This window comes from Paraburkholderia largidicola (assembly GCF_013426895.1).
Classification (GTDB): Bacteria; Pseudomonadota; Gammaproteobacteria; order Burkholderiales; family Burkholderiaceae; genus Paraburkholderia; species Paraburkholderia largidicola.
The window spans coordinates 2417920-2434612 of sequence record NZ_AP023175.1; the positions used below are offsets into that span (position 1 = coordinate 2417920).

At 60.9% G+C, this 16693-nt stretch carries 13 protein-coding genes and 1 tRNA gene; 9 read left to right on the plus strand and 5 right to left on the minus strand.

The window, feature by feature from the left end; genetic code table 11:
* Positions 1 to 781: 781 nt before the first annotated feature.
* A complete protein-coding gene (locus tag PPGU16_RS27505) occupies positions 782 to 3169 on the minus strand; it encodes a DNA polymerase II (protein WP_180723531.1) in 2388 nt (795 codons plus the stop codon).
* A 231-nt stretch (positions 3170 to 3400) separates the two neighbouring features.
* Between PPGU16_RS27505 and ahpC the strand changes: the two genes are divergently transcribed.
* From ahpC to PPGU16_RS27520, 3 genes are all read left to right on the plus strand, one after another.
* A complete protein-coding gene (ahpC, locus tag PPGU16_RS27510) occupies positions 3401 to 3964 on the plus strand; it encodes an alkyl hydroperoxide reductase subunit C (protein WP_180723532.1) in 564 nt (187 codons plus the stop codon).
* A 193-nt stretch (positions 3965 to 4157) separates the two neighbouring features.
* Positions 4158 to 5750 (plus strand): alkyl hydroperoxide reductase subunit F, encoded by a 1593-nt coding sequence (gene ahpF, locus PPGU16_RS27515; protein ID WP_180723533.1) that lies wholly within the window; start codon positions 4158 to 4160, stop codon positions 5748 to 5750.
* Positions 5751 to 6009: 259 nt separating this feature from the next.
* On the plus strand, positions 6010 to 7152 hold the full coding sequence (locus tag PPGU16_RS27520; protein ID WP_434064434.1) for a branched-chain amino acid ABC transporter substrate-binding protein: 1143 nt from the start codon (positions 6010 to 6012) through the stop codon (positions 7150 to 7152).
* 405 nt (positions 7153 to 7557) lie between these two features.
* Here the strand turns inward: PPGU16_RS27520 and PPGU16_RS27525 are convergent, their stop codons facing one another.
* Positions 7558 to 7983 carry a septal ring lytic transglycosylase RlpA family protein gene (locus PPGU16_RS27525; RefSeq protein ID WP_434064428.1) on the minus strand — a complete coding sequence of 142 codons (426 nt, stop codon included), beginning with the start codon at positions 7981 to 7983 and terminating at the stop codon, positions 7558 to 7560.
* 265 nt (positions 7984 to 8248) lie between these two features.
* Positions 8249 to 8749: an OmpA family protein gene (locus tag PPGU16_RS27530; protein WP_180723536.1), complete on the minus strand. Its 501-nt coding sequence runs from the start codon at positions 8747 to 8749 to the stop codon at positions 8249 to 8251.
* A 295-nt stretch (positions 8750 to 9044) separates the two neighbouring features.
* On the opposite strand from PPGU16_RS27530, the gene PPGU16_RS27535 reads away from it, so the two are divergent.
* From PPGU16_RS27535 to cyoD, 5 genes are all read left to right on the plus strand, one after another.
* Positions 9045 to 9443, plus strand: a complete 399-nt coding sequence (locus tag PPGU16_RS27535; protein ID WP_180723537.1) for a DUF3597 domain-containing protein — start codon at positions 9045 to 9047, stop codon at positions 9441 to 9443.
* 335 nt (positions 9444 to 9778) lie between these two features.
* Entirely contained in the window at positions 9779 to 10678 is a 900-nt protein-coding gene (gene cyoA / locus PPGU16_RS27540; protein ID WP_180723538.1) for a ubiquinol oxidase subunit II, read from the plus strand.
* A 3-nt stretch (positions 10679 to 10681) separates the two neighbouring features.
* Positions 10682 to 12694, plus strand: a complete 2013-nt coding sequence (gene cyoB, locus PPGU16_RS27545) for a cytochrome o ubiquinol oxidase subunit I (RefSeq protein ID WP_180723539.1) — start codon at positions 10682 to 10684, stop codon at positions 12692 to 12694.
* Entirely contained in the window at positions 12694 to 13308 is a 615-nt protein-coding gene (cyoC, locus tag PPGU16_RS27550; protein ID WP_238269742.1) for a cytochrome o ubiquinol oxidase subunit III, read from the plus strand. The genes cyoB and cyoC overlap by 1 nt, the downstream gene beginning before the upstream one ends.
* Complete coding sequence (gene cyoD, locus PPGU16_RS27555) at positions 13309 to 13650, plus strand: cytochrome o ubiquinol oxidase subunit IV (RefSeq protein WP_180723540.1); 342 nt, start codon at positions 13309 to 13311, stop codon at positions 13648 to 13650.
* Positions 13651 to 13807: 157 nt separating this feature from the next.
* Here cyoD and PPGU16_RS27560 read toward each other — a convergent pair.
* A tRNA-Val gene (locus tag PPGU16_RS27560) sits at positions 13808 to 13884 on the minus strand.
* A 190-nt stretch (positions 13885 to 14074) separates the two neighbouring features.
* Here PPGU16_RS27560 and PPGU16_RS27565 point away from each other — a divergent pair.
* The gene (locus PPGU16_RS27565; protein ID WP_180723541.1) at positions 14075 to 15433 is read left to right on the plus strand and encodes a TAXI family TRAP transporter solute-binding subunit; all 1359 of its coding nucleotides are present in this window, start codon (positions 14075 to 14077) and stop codon (positions 15431 to 15433) included.
* Positions 15434 to 15930: 497 nt separating this feature from the next.
* On the opposite strand, the gene PPGU16_RS27570 is transcribed toward PPGU16_RS27565, so the two are convergent.
* Positions 15931 to 16095, minus strand: coding sequence for a hypothetical protein (locus tag PPGU16_RS27570; protein WP_180723542.1), 165 nt, complete (start codon positions 16093 to 16095; stop codon positions 15931 to 15933).
* Between the last annotated feature and the right edge of the window lie 598 nt (positions 16096 to 16693).

Genomic DNA, 16693 nt, shown 5'->3' on the forward strand with positions numbered 1-16693 from the left:
GTGTTTTTGTTTTTTCGCTGGCATCCGCGTTTTGCCTTCATCCTTTTGGCGTTGCCGTTCGGTGTTCTGGGCTTAGCGCTGGCATCCGCGTGATGTTATTGGTTCGCAAGCGTTGCCCCTGTGCGGGGCGGCACCTACTTTTCTTTGCCGCCGCAAAGAAAAGTAGGCAAAAGAAAGCGGCTCACACCGCCAGCCCGAATTCCCATCCACGGCCCCCTACGGCCCCACCCTTCACACGGCAACATCTTTGTTTGCGTGCGTTGCCAACGCTCCAAATAAGCGCCTCACCCGCTTCGAATACCCGTACAAAGGCATGTGGCAGCGAATGGTATGTGCCGCCCAGGTGGCAAACTGTGTGTAGGTTGTCGCGGCGTATAGCTTGGCGCTCCTACAGTGTGGGGCGCGTGCGCTATCGGTCCGAAGTGAGGCGTGGGGAGTACCTGGGCCTACACACAGTTTGCCACCTGGGCGGCCGTGGACGATCTGGCTCGGCGTGCTGTAGTGCGGGCGTGTGAAGCGGGTGAGGCGCACTGCAAGAGCGCTGGCAACGAACGTGGTTCATGTGGTTGCCGTTTGAAGTGTAAGACCCTGTGGGGGCCCTCAGGCAAACACAAGAACTGGCGGTGTGAGCCGCTTTCTTTTGCCTACTTTTCTTTGCGGCGGCAAAGAAAAGTAGGTGCCGCCCCGCACAGGGGCAACGCTTGCGAACCAATAACATCACGCGGATGCCAGCAAAAAAAACAAAAACACCACCCCAGCGTCGCAAGACAAAAAAAACCGCTCAGAACAATACCCTCTGCCCCGAAGCCAACGTAGCAAAATCATCCTTCAACAAAGGCAAAATCGCATCCGCAACAGGCTGAAGCTGCCGCGTCAGATAGTGCTCATAGTCGATTTCCGAACGCAGCGTCTCAAGCGGCTCAGGCCCGCTACCCGTCATGACATAACTGATCCATCCACCATTCTGATATTGAAGCGGCCGACCGCGCTGCCGGTTGAACTCATCGGCGGTTCGCGCAGCACGCACATGCGGCGGTACATTGCGCTCGTAGTCGGAGAGCGGCCGACGCAGCCGCTTCCGATACACGAGCAGATCATCGAACTCCCCCGCCAGCGTGCGCCGCACATAATCGCGCACATAGTCCCGATACGGCTGCTGCTTGAAAATGCGCAGATACAGTTCCTGCTGAAAACGCTGCGCAAGCGGTGTCCAATCCGTGCGCACGGTTTCAAGACCTTTGTAGACCACCTCCTCACTGCCGTCAGGCATAACAGTCAACCCCGCGTAGCGCTTCTTGCTGCCTTCCTCCGCGCCGCGCACGGTCGGCATGAAAAAGCGCTTGTAGTGCCGCTCGAATTGCAGTTCCAGCGCGCTCTCCAGTCCGAAGCGCTCGCGCAAATGCTCGCGCCACCACGCATTGATTCCGCTTACCAGTTCGCGTCCGATGCGCGCCGCGTCTTCCTCGTCATGCGCGTGGCGCAGCCATACAAAAGTGGAATCCGTGTCGCCGTAAATCACCGCGTAGCTGCGCGCTTCAATCAGTTCCCGCGTGCGGTGCATGATCTCGTGGCCGCGCATCGTGATCGACGACGCAAGGCGCGGATCGAAGAACCGGCAGCCCGTCGAGCCGAGCACGCCATAGAACGCGTTCATGATGATCTTCAGCGCCTGCGATAACGGCTTGTTCTGCTCACGCTTCGCCGCTTCGCGTCCTTCCCACACCTGCGCGACGATCGACGGCAGGCAGTGATGCGCGCGCGAAAAACGCGCGCCGAGGAAGCCGGGCACGGAATGCTCGTCGTCGGGATGACGTACGCCGTCGACCAGTCCCACGGGATCGATCAGAAACGTGCGAATGATCGACGGATACAGGCTCTTGTAGTCGAGCACGAGCACGGAATCGTAGAGGCCGGGCTTCGAGTCCATCACGAAGCCGCCGGGGCTGGCCGCGCCCGCCACGTCGCCGAGATTCGGCGCGACGTAGCCGAGCCGGTGCATGCGCGGCATATACAGATGCGTGAACGCCGCCACCGATCCGCCGCTGCGGTCGGCGGGCAGCCCCGTGACCGTCGCGCGTTCGAGCAGGAAGCGCAGCAGCTCGGTCTTGTCGAAAATGCGCGTGACGAGTTCGCAGTCTTTCAGGTTGTAGCGGGCGAGCGCGGGCTTGTCCTCGTCGAAGCGGCGCTGGATTTCGTCCATCCGCTGATAGGGGTTGTCGATCGACTTGCCTTCGCCCAGCACCGACTGCGCGACATATTCGAGGCTGAACGACGGAAAGCTCCACGTGGCCGAACGCAGCGCCTCGATGCCGTCGATGATCAGCCGCCCCGCCGCGCCCGCAAAGAAATGGTTCTGCGTCAGGCCATGCTCGCGCCATTCCATCACCGCGCCGCCGCGCCCGATGCGCAGCGGCACGCCACACTTTTGCGCGGTTTCGTGCAGCACTTTCAGGTCGAACTGCACGACATTCCAGCCGATGATCGCATCGGGATCGTGCGTCTCCAGCCACCCGATCAACCGCTCGATCAGTTGCGCCCGCGTATCGCAATATTCGAGCGCGAAGTCGATGTCCGCAGCGTCGCCGTTCGGCGGTCCGAGCATGTACACCTGGCGCTGCCCGCAGCCTTCCAGCGCGATCGAATACAGCTCGGCGTGCGCGCTGGTTTCGATATCCAGCGACACCAGCTTGAGCTTGGGGCGATAGCCGCTCGCAGGCTTCATGTCGGCGTTCAGCAGGGGGCCATGACCGGCAGGATTCGCGTCGCCGCCGAACTGCACGGGCGCGGTGATGAAGCGCTCCATCATGTAGCGCTCGGGCGGGAACACGTCGGCTTCGTAGACGTCGACGCCGCCTTGCTTCAGACGCTTGTCGAGCCCGGTCAGTTGCCGGTACTGCGGGCAGTACAGCCCCAGCACCGGCCGATGCTGGAAGTCGCACAAATCGAGCGGGCGCAGTTCGACGCCGCGCGACGAGGCGTTCTTCTCCCGATGCAGCAGGTCTTCCGCGCGCTCGCGGTGCGCGGCGGGCAGGAACGCGACGTTCGGCTGCGGGCGCAGGCGGATATGGCGCGGACCGTCGTCGGTCGCGAGCCAGAACTCGACCTCCGTGCCGGCCGCCGTATCGCGCCAGTGACGGGTGAGAAGAAAACCCAGTTGAAGCTCACTCAAACGAAAAACCTCTGCTGAAAACGCTTCGCCGGATATTTTTTTCTGCAATTCTACCCGTGCCCGAACCCGCGTGCCCGGGGCGCTTTCCCTTGTGGGGCAAGGGTTTTGGCTTGCCGATAGAAAATCTAAATGGTGTGCATCGCAACAATCAAATTTATCAAATTCTGCGACTTCTTCATAATCCAATCCATCGCAGCACCCAAACCCACTCAACCGAAGAGGACGCATCAGATGCCGATCATCAACAGCCAGGTCAAACCGTTCAAGGCCACCGCATACCACAATGGCGATTTCGTGACCGTCACCGACGAAAGCTTCAAGGGCAAATGGTCCGTCGTCGTGTTCTATCCGGCCGACTTCACGTTCGTGTGCCCGACCGAATTGGGCGATCTGGCCGACCGTTACGAAGAATTCAAGAAACTCGGCGTCGAAATCTACAGCGTGTCGACGGATACGCACTTCACGCACAAGGCATGGCACGACACGTCGGACACGATCGAAAAGATCAAGTACCCGATGATCGCTGACCCGACGCTGGCAATCTCGCGCAACTTCGACGTTCTGATCGAAGAAGAAGGTCTGGCGCTGCGCGGCACGTTCGTGATCAACCCGGAAGGCGAGATCAAGCTGTGCGAAATCCACGACAACGGCATCGGCCGTGACGCCGGCGAACTGCTGCGCAAGGTGCAGGCTGCGCAATACATCGCGGCGCATCCGGGTGAAGTCTGCCCCGCCAAGTGGACGCCGGGCGCTGAAACGCTGACGCCGTCGCTGGACCTGATCGGCAAGATCTAAGTTGCCGGCTCGCTAGAAGCCACACGCTACCCGCTGCAAATCCTGCCTTGAGCGGCGCCGCCTCGCGCGGCGCCGTTGTGAGGCAGTCCGCAAGGTCACAAGCCTTGCGAACTGCCTTACGCGCCGCGTTCGTCGTAACGCATCGGCGCGAATCGAACCTCTCATTCCCATCTCGCCACGGACTCGAAAAACCATGCTCGACGCGAATCTGAAGACCCAACTCAAAGCCTACCTCGAGAAAGTCAGCCGTCCCATCGAGATCGTCGCTTCCGTCGACGACAGCGCGAAGTCGCAGGAAATGCTCGCGCTGCTGAACGACATCGCCACGCTGTCGGAGCGCGTCAGCGTGATCGAACGCCGCGGCGACGACGAGCGCAAGCCGTCGTTTTCGATCGGCGAACCGGGCAAGGCGGCAGGCATCCGCTTCGCCGGCATTCCGATGGGTCATGAATTCACGTCGCTGGTGCTGGCGCTGCTGCAAACGGGCGGCCACCCGATCAAACTCGACGACGCCGTGATCCAGCAGATCCGCGAACTCGACGGCGACTACGCGTTCGAGACGTACTTCTCGCTGTCGTGCCAGAACTGCCCGGAAGTCGTGCAGGCGCTCAACATCATGGCGCTGATCAACCCGCGTATCCAGCACGTTGCAATCGACGGCGCGCTGTTCCAGAACGAAGTCGAGTCGCGCCAGATCATGGCCGTGCCGACGATGTTCCTGAACGGCGAAGTGTTCGGCCAGGGCCGCAGCGGCGTGAAGGAAATCCTCGCGAAGCTCGACACCAACGCCGGCGCGCGCGCCGCGAAGGAACTGGAGAAGAAGCCGGTGTTCGACGTGCTGATCGTCGGCGGCGGTCCTGCTGGCGCGGCGGCTGCGATCTACTCGGCGCGCAAGGGCATTGCGACGGGCGTCGTCGCGGAACGCTTCGGCGGCCAGGTACTCGACACGCTTGCAATCGAAAACTTCGTGTCGGTGCAGGAAACGGAAGGGCCGAAGTTCGCCACGGCGCTCGAGCAGCACGTGAAGAGCTATGAAGTCGACGTGATGGACGTGCAGCGCGCCGAAGCGCTGATCCCCGGCAAGATCAACGAAGTGCGCCTCGCGAGCGGCGCGGTGCTGAAGGCGAAGACGATCGTGCTGGCAACGGGCGCGCGCTGGCGCGAGATCAACGTGCCGGGCGAGCGCGAATACCGCAATCATGGTGTCGCGTACTGCCCGCACTGCGATGGTCCGCTGTTCAAGGGCAAGCGCGTCGCGGTGGTCGGCGGGGGTAACTCGGGCGTCGAAGCGGCGATCGATCTGGCGGGTGTCGTGAGCCATGTGACGCTGATCGAATTCGGCGCACAACTGCGCGCCGACGAAGTGCTGCAACGCAAGCTGCGCAGCCTCGCGAACGTGGTGGTCATCACTCAGGCACAGACGACGGAAATCACGGGCGACGGCAAGAAGGTCAACGGTCTGACCTACACGGACCGTGCGTCGGGCGAGTCGAAGCATGTCGAGCTGGAAGGCGTGTTCGTGCAGATCGGTCTGGTGCCGAACACCGAATGGCTGAAGGGCACGGTCGAACTGTCGAAGCACGGCGAGATCGTCGTCGATGCGAAGGGCGCGACCTCGGTGCCGGGCGTGTTCGCCGCCGGCGACGTGACGACGGTGCCGTTCAAGCAGATCGTGATCGCTGTGGGCGAAGGCGCGAAGGCATCGCTTGCCGCGTTCGATCATCTGATCCGCACGAGTGTCGAAGATCTGGAAGACGCGCAGGCTGCCGAACTGGCCGAGGCCTGATCGACGAGTGTTTTGTTCGCTGTAAAAGCAAACGGGCTAGCTTCGGCTAGCCCGTTTGTCGTTGGTGAGCTCAATGCGCTTCGCGCTTGACTAATCTTTACAGTGCCGGCTTTTCCCCTGTGCTACCGTTTTTGAGTATTCATTCGGAATGCGAATCGAACGACGGTAGGTTGAAGTTCAAACAATCATGGAGGAGAAAGCCGTGAACAATCTGGCAAAACTGACCGTGGTCGGCGTGTCGCTGACCAGTCTGACGCTGATGGGTTGCGACAAGAAAGATCCACCATCGCACGAGGCCGCGCAAGGCAAGGGCGCCGTCGCCGGGCAGGTGGTGACGATCGGCCACGCGGGGCCGCTCACGGGCGGCAGCAGCCATCTCGGCAAGGACAACGAGAACGGCGCACGGCTCGCTGTCGAGGAAATCAACAAGTCGGGGCTCGTGATCGGCGGGCAGAAGGTGCGCCTCGAACTCGACGGCGAGGACGACGCGGCGGATCCGAAGACAGGCACGCAGATCGCACAGAAGTTCGTCGACGAGCATGTCGTCGCGGTGATCGGCCACCTGAACTCGGGTGTGTCGATTCCCGCGTCGCGCATCTATAACGACGCGAACATCGTGGAGATCTCGCCGTCGTCGACCAATCCCGAGTATACAAAACAGGGCTACAAGAGCGCGTATCGCGTGGTCGCGACGGATGCGCAGCAAGGGCCCGCGCTCGGCGATTATGCGCTGAAGTCGTTGAACGCGAAGACCATTGCCGTCGTCGACGATGCAACGGCCTACGGCAAAGGCCTCGCCGACGAGTTCGCGAAGGCGGCCCAGGCGGGCGGCGGGCGCGTCGTCGCGCGCGAGGCCACGACCGACAAGTCCACCGACTTCCGCGCCATTCTCACCACCATCAAGAGCGCGCATCCGGATGTCATCATGTTCGGCGGGATGGATTCGACGGTCGGTCCGTTCATTCGTCAAGCGGCGGCGCTTGGTTTGAATGCGAAAGTGCTGAGCGGCGACGGCGCGTGCACGGAAAAAGTGGCCGAGCTTGCGGGCGACGCTGTGAACAATCTCGTCTGTTCCGAAGCGAGTCTTGCGGTGTCGCGCATGCCGCAGGGTGCCGAGTTTGAAAAGCGTTTCGAGGCGCGTTTCAACGGCCCGATTCTCTTCAATGCGCCGTTCGCCTACGACGCCGTGTACGTGGTCGTCGATGCAATGAAGCGCGCCAACACCACAGACGCCGCGAAGGTGCTCGCCGCGATGCCCATGTCCGATTACAACGGTGTGATCGGGCACATCGCCTTCGACGCGCACGGCGACATGAAGGAAGGCGCGATCACGCTGTATCACTATCAGGACAGGAAGAAGGCGCTGCTCGATGTCGTGAGATACAGCGGCGGGTCGATTTAAGACTGGGTGACGGGCGCGGCGTCTATTTTGCGGAGGCCGCGCCTTCGCTTGTCTGCTTACCGTTTGCGTCATCGCCGTGCTTGCCGATTCGCGATGGACTGATGCCGCCCAACATCAGCTGTTCGTCGGACCAGCGGTAAAACACTTCTGACCGACGAGCCGCTTTGGTTTTCCGATGGGTTTTGCGCGAGGGTTTTGATGCCTTCGCGTTGGCTTTGGCTTTGGGCTTGTCGAGGCTCTGCGACGGCGCGCTACCTGAAACGGGCGCCTCGGGCTGACGGCGTGCAGCGGATGCGTCAGACGCACACCATGCGACGAACCACGCGGCAAGTGCGACATGTCGGGCTACGGCGCTGAGTGTCGTCCGTCTCGCCGCGTGTGAATGCGATGCCGCCAGCTTTCGGATCAAGATTCCGATCCACCAGATGCCGTTCGAGTGTCTGCTTGCTCTTCGACGCGCTCAATCTGCACGCCCATCGAAGGCGCTCGCGTCAGGCCGAGTGCGCTTGCCGCCGCATAAGACAAATCGATGATGCGTCCCTTGACGAACGGACCGCGATCGTTGATGCGAACCACGATCGACTTCGCAGTGGACAGCGACGTCACGCGCACGTAAGTGCCGAACGGCAGCGTGCGATGCGCAGCCGTCAACGCGTGACCGTCGTAGCGTTCTCCATTGGCGGTGCGGCGTCCCTCGAACTTGCGCGCATACCATGAGGCGTGGCCCGTTTGCGGCGCGGCACCCGCTGGCCGAAGTGCGACGGCTTCGGATTGACCCTTCGCGTTATCCGACACGCTGTCAGAGTTGGCGGGTTGGATTGGCGTCGACACGATTCCAGTCGTGCTCGATGCCTGATGCCCGGACGGAAGCTGCGCGCATCCGGCAAATAGTCCAAAAATTCCTAGTAATCCAAAAAGACGAACGGTTGACACGACAGGCCACGAATCAGCAAGAGAAGCGGGTCTAACGGTCTCAAAATCTTCACGTTGACCGTAGGCGACAGGCTCGACGATCTTTTGACAAACCTTCACGCACTCGCGAAAAGACACGACAACAAGGCGCCGCCGGACGGCGCCTGTGTGAGCGAGTTGGCCGTTATTTGCCCATCACCGCTTCGAGCGATTCGCCCTTCACGACGATCTCGGTACGACGGTTTCGCGCGCGGCCATCGGGTGTGTCGTTGCTCGCCACGGGGCGATCGAATGCATAGCCCACCAGCGTGATGCGCGACGCGCTGATGCCGCGGCGCTCGAGTTCATCCGCGACCGACTTCGCGCGCGCTTCGGACAGTTGCTGGTTATATTCACGCGTGCCGACGTTATCCGTATGGCCTTCGACGATCATCGGCTTCTGCGTGCGGCTCAGCACGACCACCACGCGGGCAATGGCAGGGCCCGCGTCAGGGCGCAAGCTCGATTCGTTGAAGTTGAACAGGACCTTCTCCGGCAGACGGACCTGCACGCCTTCCCTGGTCTGCGTGACTTCGATCCCGGCTTGCTGGTTCAGCGCTTCTTCCTTGCTGCGATCGAGGCCGCTGCACGCGGCGAGCATCGACAGGGAAAGGGCGCAGGCTGCGACGGTCAACAGTTTTTTCATGATTGTGGTGGCGTTGTTGGAGAGATGAAGTGGAGAGTCAGGACAGGATTTTTCATCAAATGAATAGAAATTTTGCTAAGGCATGCAAAGTTTTTCAAAATTTGACATGAGGGTGTCGCGTGGATGCGCCGAAGTGCGAACAAACGTGAAACTTGGTATCGACCTCGCGCAAAGGTCAACGCTTGAGATCAAATGGCGTTAGTCGCAAGCAGCGTCGCCGTGCGTCCAGACAATCGGAACGCGGACGGCGTTGTGCAGTCTCCCGTTATCCACTTGAAAAGGAAGGCCCCGAAACATGAGCATCTTTGGAACCATCGTCAGCAAGATTTTTGGCAGGGCCAAGCCGGCCGAGACATTGCCCGCCGAGCCGGTCGCTCCGGCGCCTGCCGACGCATCGGCGGGCGCGCCCGTCGCCGCTGTGTCGACGGCGCTCGCGGATGTCGATGTCGCGGCCGTGATGGACCAGTTGGCCGCGGCGAACCCGCAAAAGCTCGACTGGCGTCGTTCGATCGTCGATCTGATGAAGCTGCTCGACGTCGACAGCAGCCTCGAGCATCGCAAGCAACTGGCGGGCGAACTGAAGTACGGCGGCGACACGAACGATTCGGCGTCGATGAACATCTGGCTGCACAAGCAGCTGATGACGGCGCTCGCCGCGAATGGCGGCAAGCTGCCCGCCGATCTGGCGAACTAAAGCGCCGAGCGACAGCGAACCACCGCGGCAAGCGTAATTCAGATGGCCGCCCGCATCCATTCGATGATCGGGCGGCTTCCCGACGGACTCGCCTGGCAGCGTCCATGCAGCAAAGGCGAGCGGGCCGACACAAGAAAAATCGAAGACACCCGCCCATCTCCGGCCGTGCGACATCCCGTCGCACATCTATCACTGTCCTTCGTGCGGCGTCCTTGACGCGGATCAGGACTTCGAACGCAGCGCGTCCATAGAATCGCGGGGCACATGGGACCTTGTGCGCTTTGCCTTGCAAACCCCACACGTGTTCAGCGTGGTTCAACGATTATTGGGCAAACATGTTAGCCAGAAAAACCTTAAGAGCTTGCCTCTTACCGGTCAGCATCGGTCTGACCGCGTTTCTCACGGGATGTCAACTTGAAGTGCTCGACCCGAAGGGCAGCGTCGGCGTCGCCGAGAAGTCGCTGATCGCGACGGCGACGTGGACGATGCTGATCGTCGTCGTGCCCGTCATTCTGTTGACGTTGTTCTTTGCATGGCGCTACCGCGCGTCGAACAAAAGCGCGGTCTACGCGCCGAAGTGGGCGCACTCCACCGCGATCGAAGTGGTCGTGTGGACGATACCCGCGCTGATCATCCTGTTCCTCGGCATCCTGACGTGGCGAACCACGCACGAGCTCGATCCGTATAAGCCGCTCGAATCGAACGTGAAGCCGATCGACGTCGAAGTTGTCGCGCTCGACTGGAAGTGGCTGTTCATTTATCCCGATCTCGGCATTGCATCGGTGAACCAGCTGGCGATGCCCGTCGGCACGCCCGTCAATTTCCACATCACGTCGGATTCGGTGATGAACTCGTTCTTCATCCCGCAACTGGGCACACAGGTCTACGCGATGGCGGGCATGCAGACGCGCGTGCATCTGATCGCGGATGAACCGGGCGACTACGCGGGCGTGTCGGCGAACTTCAGCGGCAAGGGCTTCTCGGACATGAAGTTCCGCACGCTCGCCGTGAGCACCGCCGACTTCAATGCCTGGGTGCAGAAGGTGAAGGCGTCACCGGAACGGCTCGATATGGACGGGTACTACGCAGTCGCGAAACCGAGCGAGAAAGACCCGGTGCGCTATTTCTCCGCGGTCGACCCGAAGCTGTTCCGCAACGTGATCGCGAAATACAACAGCGGGCGTGTCGTCGAGTTCCGTGACGCCAACTGCAGCACGAACGCTTCGAAGGAGTAACCCATGTTCGGCAATCTGACTTTAGAGGCGATTCCGTTCGATCAGCCGATCATCATGGGCGCGGCCGCGCTGATGGGCCTGATCGTTCTGGCCGTCGTCGTGCTCGTTACGCGCCTGAAAAAATGGCGTTGGCTATGGACGGAATGGCTCACGTCCGTCGATCACAAGCGCATCGGCGTGATGTATATCGTCGTCGCCGTGCTGATGCTGCTGCGCGGTTTCGCCGACGCCGTGATGATGCGCCTGCAACTCGCGCTCGCGAGCGGCGGCGCGGCGGGCTATCTGCCGCCGCATCACTATGACCAGATCTTCACCGCACACGGCGTCATCATGATCTTCTTCATGGCGATGGCGCTGATGGTGGGGCTGTTCAACATCGTCGTGCCGTTGCAGATCGGCGCGCGCGATGTCGCGTTTCCGTTCCTGAACTCGCTGTCTTTCTGGATGACGGCGATCAGCGCGATCCTGATGAACATTTCGCTGGTGATCGGCGAGTTCGCGCAGGTCGGCTGGCTCGCGTATCCGCCGCTGTCGGAGTTGCAGTTCAGTCCGGGCGTCGGTGTCGATTACTACATCTGGGCGCTGGAACTCTCGGGCGTCGGCACGCTGATCACGGCGATCAACTTCTTCGTGACGATCATCAAGATGCGCGCGCCCGGCATGACGCTGATGAAGATGCCCGTGTTCACGTGGACGGCGCTGTGCTCGAACGTGCTGATCATGGCGACATTCCCGATCCTGACGGTCGCGCTGGCGCTGCTCGGCCTCGACCGCTACGCAGACATGCACTTCTTCACGAACGAAGCCGGCGGAAACGCCATGCTTTACCTGAACCTGATCTGGGCCTGGGGACACCCGGAGGTCTACATCCTGGTTCTGCCCGCGTTCGGCATCTACTCGGAAGTGATCTCGACGTTCGCGAAGAAGCCGCTGTTCGGCTACAAGACGATGGTCTACGCGTCGTGCGCGATCATGGTGCTGGCGTTCCTCGTGTGGGCGCACCACTTCTTCACGATGGGCTCGGGCGCCGACGTCAACGCGTTCTTCGGCATCGCAACGATGATCATCGCCATCCCTACAGGCGTGAAAATCTTCAACTGGCTGTTCACGATCTATCGCGGCCGCCTCGAATTCACGGCGCCCGTGCTATGGACGATCGGCTTCATGGTTACGTTCACGATCGGCGGCATGACGGGCGTGATGCTCGCGATCCCGGGCGCGGACTTCGTGCTGCATAACTCGCTGTTCCTGGTCGCGCACTTCCACAACACGATTATCGGCGGCGTGGTGTTCGGCTATCTGGCCGGGTTCAGCTACTGGTTCCCGAAGGTGTTCGGCTTCAAGCTCAACGACAAGCTCGGCAAGAGCGCGTTCTGGTGCTGGTTCGTCGGTTTCTTTGTGGCGTTCACCCCGCTCTACGTGCTCGGCTTCATGGGCGCGACGCGTCGTCTGAACCACTACGACAATCCCGCATGGCAGCCGTACATGATCGTCGCGGCATGCGGTGTCGCGCTGATCGCGGTCGGCGTCGTGTTCCAGGTCGCGCAGGTGGTGGTCAGCATCATCAACCGCAACAAGCCGGCGTATCGCGACGTCACGGGCGATCCGTGGGGCGGCCGCACGCTCGAATGGTCGATCTCGTCGCCCCCGCCCGTCTATAACTTCGCGACGATTCCCGTCGTCGAGGAACTCGATGCGTTCGCGCATATGAAAGAAACGGGCAGGGGCCTCGGCATTCAGGCGGCGTATCAGGACATCCACATGCCTTCGAATACGAGTGCGGGCTTCTTCATCGGCGTATTCAGCCTCGCGTTTGGTTTCGCAGCCGTGTGGCACATCTGGTGGCTCGCGATCGTCTCGCTGCTCGCCATTGCCGTGACCGTGATCGGCCGCAGCTTCGGTCGCGACGACGGCTACTACATCCCGTCCGACGTGGTGCGGGGAATCGAAAACAAAGGCCGCACGCCGCTTCCGAAGCATGTGGAAGTGTCGCCGGCGTTCGCGGAGGTCGAGTGATGCTGCAAAAAGTCCATGCCGCAACCCTGAACGAGGTCGATGGCCATGGCCATCATGGCGAATCGCATTCGGTGTTCGGCTTCTGGCTGTACCTGATGACCGACTGCGTGCTGTTCGCGTCGCTGTTCGCGGTGTTCGCCGTGATGGCGCATCAGTTCAACGCCGGGCCAACCGGCAAGGATCTGTTCGACCTTCCGGGCGTCGCCGTCGAAACGGCTGCGCTGCTATTGAGCAGCATCACGTACGGCTTCGCGATGGTCGCCGCGCGCCGGCAGAATACGCGTGCCGTGCTCGGCTGGCTGGCCGTCACGTTCGTGCTCGGCGCCGTGTTTCTGAAGCTCGAACTGAGCGAGTTCTCACATCTGCTCGCGGAAGGCGCGGGGCCGTCGCGCAGCGCGTTCCTGTCGTCGTTCTTCGTGCTGGTCGGCACGCACGGCCTGCACGTCGCGACGGGGCTGGTCTGGATGGCCGTGCTCGCCGTTCAGGTGGCGCGCGCGCCGCAACTGACGCAGCGCGAAATCACGCGGCTGACCTGCCTGAGTCTTTTCTGGCACTTCCTCGATGTCGTGTGGATTTGCGTGTTCACTTTTGTCTATCTCGGGAGCGCGATCTAAATGGCTCACTCGAATTCCCCTGCGCTTCATGACGAAGCGGGGCACGGCGGTATCGGCGGATATGTGGTCGGGTTCGTGCTGGCTGTGGCCTTGACGGCTGCCGCGTTCGGCGTCGTGATGCAAGGCTGGCTCCCCGCCACATCGGCGCCGTTCGTGCTGGCGGCGCTCGCCGTCGTGCAGATCGTCGTGCACCTGGTGTTCTTCCTGCACATGAGCGTGTCGACATCCGGACAGCGCTGGAACGCCCTTGCGCTTGCCTATACGGTGCTGGCCGCGATGTTCCTGGTGTTCGGGACGGTGTGGGTGATGCACAACGTCAGCATGAACATGATGTCGCGTTGAATCCGTTGCACGGGCATCCGGCCATTGCGCGTCAGTGCGATGGCCGGTGAACGAAAGCCGAAGGACAGCTTTGTCCTTCGGCTTTTTCGTTTAAGCGGAGCGCGAAAAAAAGCGGCAAGCATGGAATGCTTGCCGCTTTCATGTACTGCCTGTTCGTTGGTAGGCTCGATTGGACTCGAACCAACGACCCCCACCATGTCAAGGTGGTGCTCTAACCAGCTGAGCTACGAGCCTAGCGAAGAGCGCGAATTATAGAGACACACATTCGATCGCGCAAGTGCCTGGGGCAATTTTATTGTCGATGACAAAATCGCCCGGTAAGCGGGGCGAAGCAGCGGCTTCGGATGGGACCGCGCAAGGTGCTCCACAGAGCGGCGCGAGACAGCTACGATGGCGATGATGCTTCTCGGAGGCGAGCCGGGCCATGAAGAAAAATGTTCGTCAGCATTCTCCGCGAGTCGTTCGCGATCACACGCATGCCATGTGGCGCGACCTGGCCGTGTCGTTCCTGCCGTTCGTGGTGCTGTTCGCCGTGCTCGCCTGGCTCGTGATATGGCTGGTCGATCCCGCGCCGCCGCGCTCGATCACGATCAGCGCCGGGCCGCACGACAGCTCGTTCATGCAGTACGCGCAGGAATATCGAAAGATACTCGGTCGCAATGGGGTGACGCTCAACGTGCTGGAGTCCGATGGCTCCGTGCAGAATCTCGACCGGCTGCTCGACCCGAAACAGAAGATCGATGTCGCGCTCGTGCAGGGCGGCGTCTCGGCTGGCCGGGATACGACGTCGCTGATGTCGCTCGGCACGGTGTCGTACGTGCCACTGATCGTCGTGTATCGCGGCAAGGGGCTGTCGCAATTGTCGGATCTGGAAGGCAAGCGGATCGCGATTGGCCGCGAAGGCAGCGGCACGCGGATGTTGTCCCTCGAACTGCTCGGGGCGAACGGCATCCTGCCGGGCGGCGAGACGACGCTCTTGTCGCTCGACGGGCTCGACGCCGCCAAAGCGCTCGTCACCGGCGAGATCGACGCGGCGCTCTTGAGCGGCGACTCGACCGCGCGGGCGATGATCCTGCGTCTGCTGACCATTCCGGGCGTGTCGGTGATGAATTTCAACGAAGCGGATGCCTACACGCGGATCTTTCCGTATCTGGACAACCTCGATCTGCCTGTTGGCCTGCTCGATCTGAGGCGCCGCATTCCGCCCGAGCCGCTGCATCTGATCAGCCCCACCGTCGAGATGGTGGCGCGCGCGAACCTGCATCCGGCGATATCCGATCTGTTGATCGAAGCTTCGCAGGAAGTGAATGGCCCGGCAGGACTGTTGCAGAAGGCGGGTCAGTTTCCCAATTCCGTCGCACGGGAATTCCGCATCAGCGAGGATGCGACGCGCTACTACAAATCCGGCAAGAGCTTTCTGTACCGGACGCTGCCGTTCTGGCTCGCGACGGTGGTCGACCGGTTGCTGGTGTTGCTGCTGCCGATCGCCGTGCTGCTGATTCCGGCGTTGCGGCTCATTCCTGCGCTGTTCAGCTGGCGCGTGCGCTCGCGGATTTACCGGTACTACGGCGCGCTGATCGCAATCGAGCGCGACGCGATGCGCAGTTCATCGGACGAAGAACGCGCGAAGCTGCTTGCGGAACTGGATGGGATCGAGTCGTCGCTGAATACGCTGCGGATGCCGCTCGCCTATGCCGATGGGTTTTATGTGCTGCGCGAGCATGTGCGGTTCGTGCGGGAGCGGCTGGAGGGTGTCCGGGAGCGCGTGCATGCGCGGCAGTAGCGGAGTGTGCTGCACGAGAGCGTCGGGATGAAAAGTCGTGATGCGTCAGTGGGATAAGGCGCGAGTCCGGGTGTTGTCCACAGGGTTGTGCACGAAAACTGTGGATAACATCGGGGCAGCATTTCGAGCGATAGTGGATGCATCACCTGCAATCTGAATCGCATCAATGACTTGCGCGAGTCTTGCGCAGGATACTCACAGGCTTACCCACGAAAGCTGTGGATAAATCTGCCCCGCGCCGGATCAAGGTCTACACACATTCATTCTGTTTAAATTCAACAACTTGGTCGTTGGCGTATGGCCCTGCGGTTGTCCGTAAGACGGAACACCGCAGGGTGCAGAAGGAGATCTTGCATCCATGCGACAAGGACGTCTGTCTCGTGCGTCGTGAACGGGACATCGAGATCGATGCCAGACGCCCCGATCAACGCAGCGTGGCTCGGAGCGAGGATGCTGTGACGTAAATCCCTGGTCCCCGTCAGAGGAACGCTAATTAATCAGCCGTAAGGACTTTGCCAATAGCACTGATCGGGAATCCCGTGACCGTCCCAGTCGTAACAGACGTCCCAGCCACCGCCCCCTTCTCCTGCACGAGCGGACTGCGTCGTGAATAACAGTGTAGAGATTGCAAATAAAACGAAGGCAGCGAGTTTCACTTTCATTTAAGTTTCTCCTGGCTTTACTCGTTTGAAATGGCCGCTATTGCGACCACTGTGCTGCAAGGTTGAGAAAACAACCAGGCAGCTATTTCATCGTATCGATTAGACGCATATGAAGATGTAGGGCGAAAAGAAAGATTGCTCGTAGTGATCTATTTCGGTGTAGGGAAAAGCCGAACCATCGGACCCCTCAGGTCAGTGCAACGGGGTATGTCAGTTCGATGTGAAGTTGTTCGACGGCGCCCCAGCAGAGGGTGCCGCACAGATAGCTGATGTCGGGTGACGGTCACCACAGCTATTGGAACCGGGGCATGTGCACGAACAGGGTATGTGATGACGGCCCAGTGGGCCTCTAACGACAGGGCCACACGTGACCTCACTCTCTCAAAGTGGGTGAGTGCGCGCCGCTATACGATTGACTGACCGAGTCTCGCCCGTCTCGACTCCAGGTAGCGGAACTGGCACCGGCCCGTCATCTCCATCGCAAGGCTTCGCATTGATGCTTTGCCACAAGCAGGCTCCTTTTTATCTTTCGTCAACCGTTTTGCACAATCTTTGCCTGGTCGGATGATTTTCGAATATATCTGATACCAATTCCTGT

What these genes read in the sequence shown, in the direction of transcription:
- PPGU16_RS27570 (WP_180723542.1), bottom strand. Translation starts at nt 16,095, where the DNA reads ATGAAAGTGAAACTCGCTGCCTTCGTTTTATTTGCAATCTCTACACTG.
- cyoB (WP_180723539.1), top strand. Translation starts at nt 10,682, where the DNA reads ATGTTCGGCAATCTGACTTTAGAGGCGATTCCGTTCGATCAGCCGATC.
- ahpF (WP_180723533.1), top strand. Translation starts at nt 4,158, where the DNA reads ATGCTCGACGCGAATCTGAAGACCCAACTCAAAGCCTACCTCGAGAAA.
- ahpC (WP_180723532.1), top strand. Translation starts at nt 3,401, where the DNA reads ATGCCGATCATCAACAGCCAGGTCAAACCGTTCAAGGCCACCGCATAC.
- PPGU16_RS27535 (WP_180723537.1), top strand. Translation starts at nt 9,045, where the DNA reads ATGAGCATCTTTGGAACCATCGTCAGCAAGATTTTTGGCAGGGCCAAG.
- cyoD (WP_180723540.1), top strand. Translation starts at nt 13,309, where the DNA reads ATGGCTCACTCGAATTCCCCTGCGCTTCATGACGAAGCGGGGCACGGC.
- cyoC (WP_238269742.1), top strand. Translation starts at nt 12,694, where the DNA reads ATGCTGCAAAAAGTCCATGCCGCAACCCTGAACGAGGTCGATGGCCAT.
- cyoA (WP_180723538.1), top strand. Translation starts at nt 9,779, where the DNA reads ATGTTAGCCAGAAAAACCTTAAGAGCTTGCCTCTTACCGGTCAGCATC.
- PPGU16_RS27565 (WP_180723541.1), top strand. Translation starts at nt 14,075, where the DNA reads ATGAAGAAAAATGTTCGTCAGCATTCTCCGCGAGTCGTTCGCGATCAC.
- PPGU16_RS27520 (WP_434064434.1), top strand. Translation starts at nt 6,010, where the DNA reads ATGGGTTGCGACAAGAAAGATCCACCATCGCACGAGGCCGCGCAAGGC.
- PPGU16_RS27530 (WP_180723536.1), bottom strand. Translation starts at nt 8,749, where the DNA reads ATGAAAAAACTGTTGACCGTCGCAGCCTGCGCCCTTTCCCTGTCGATG.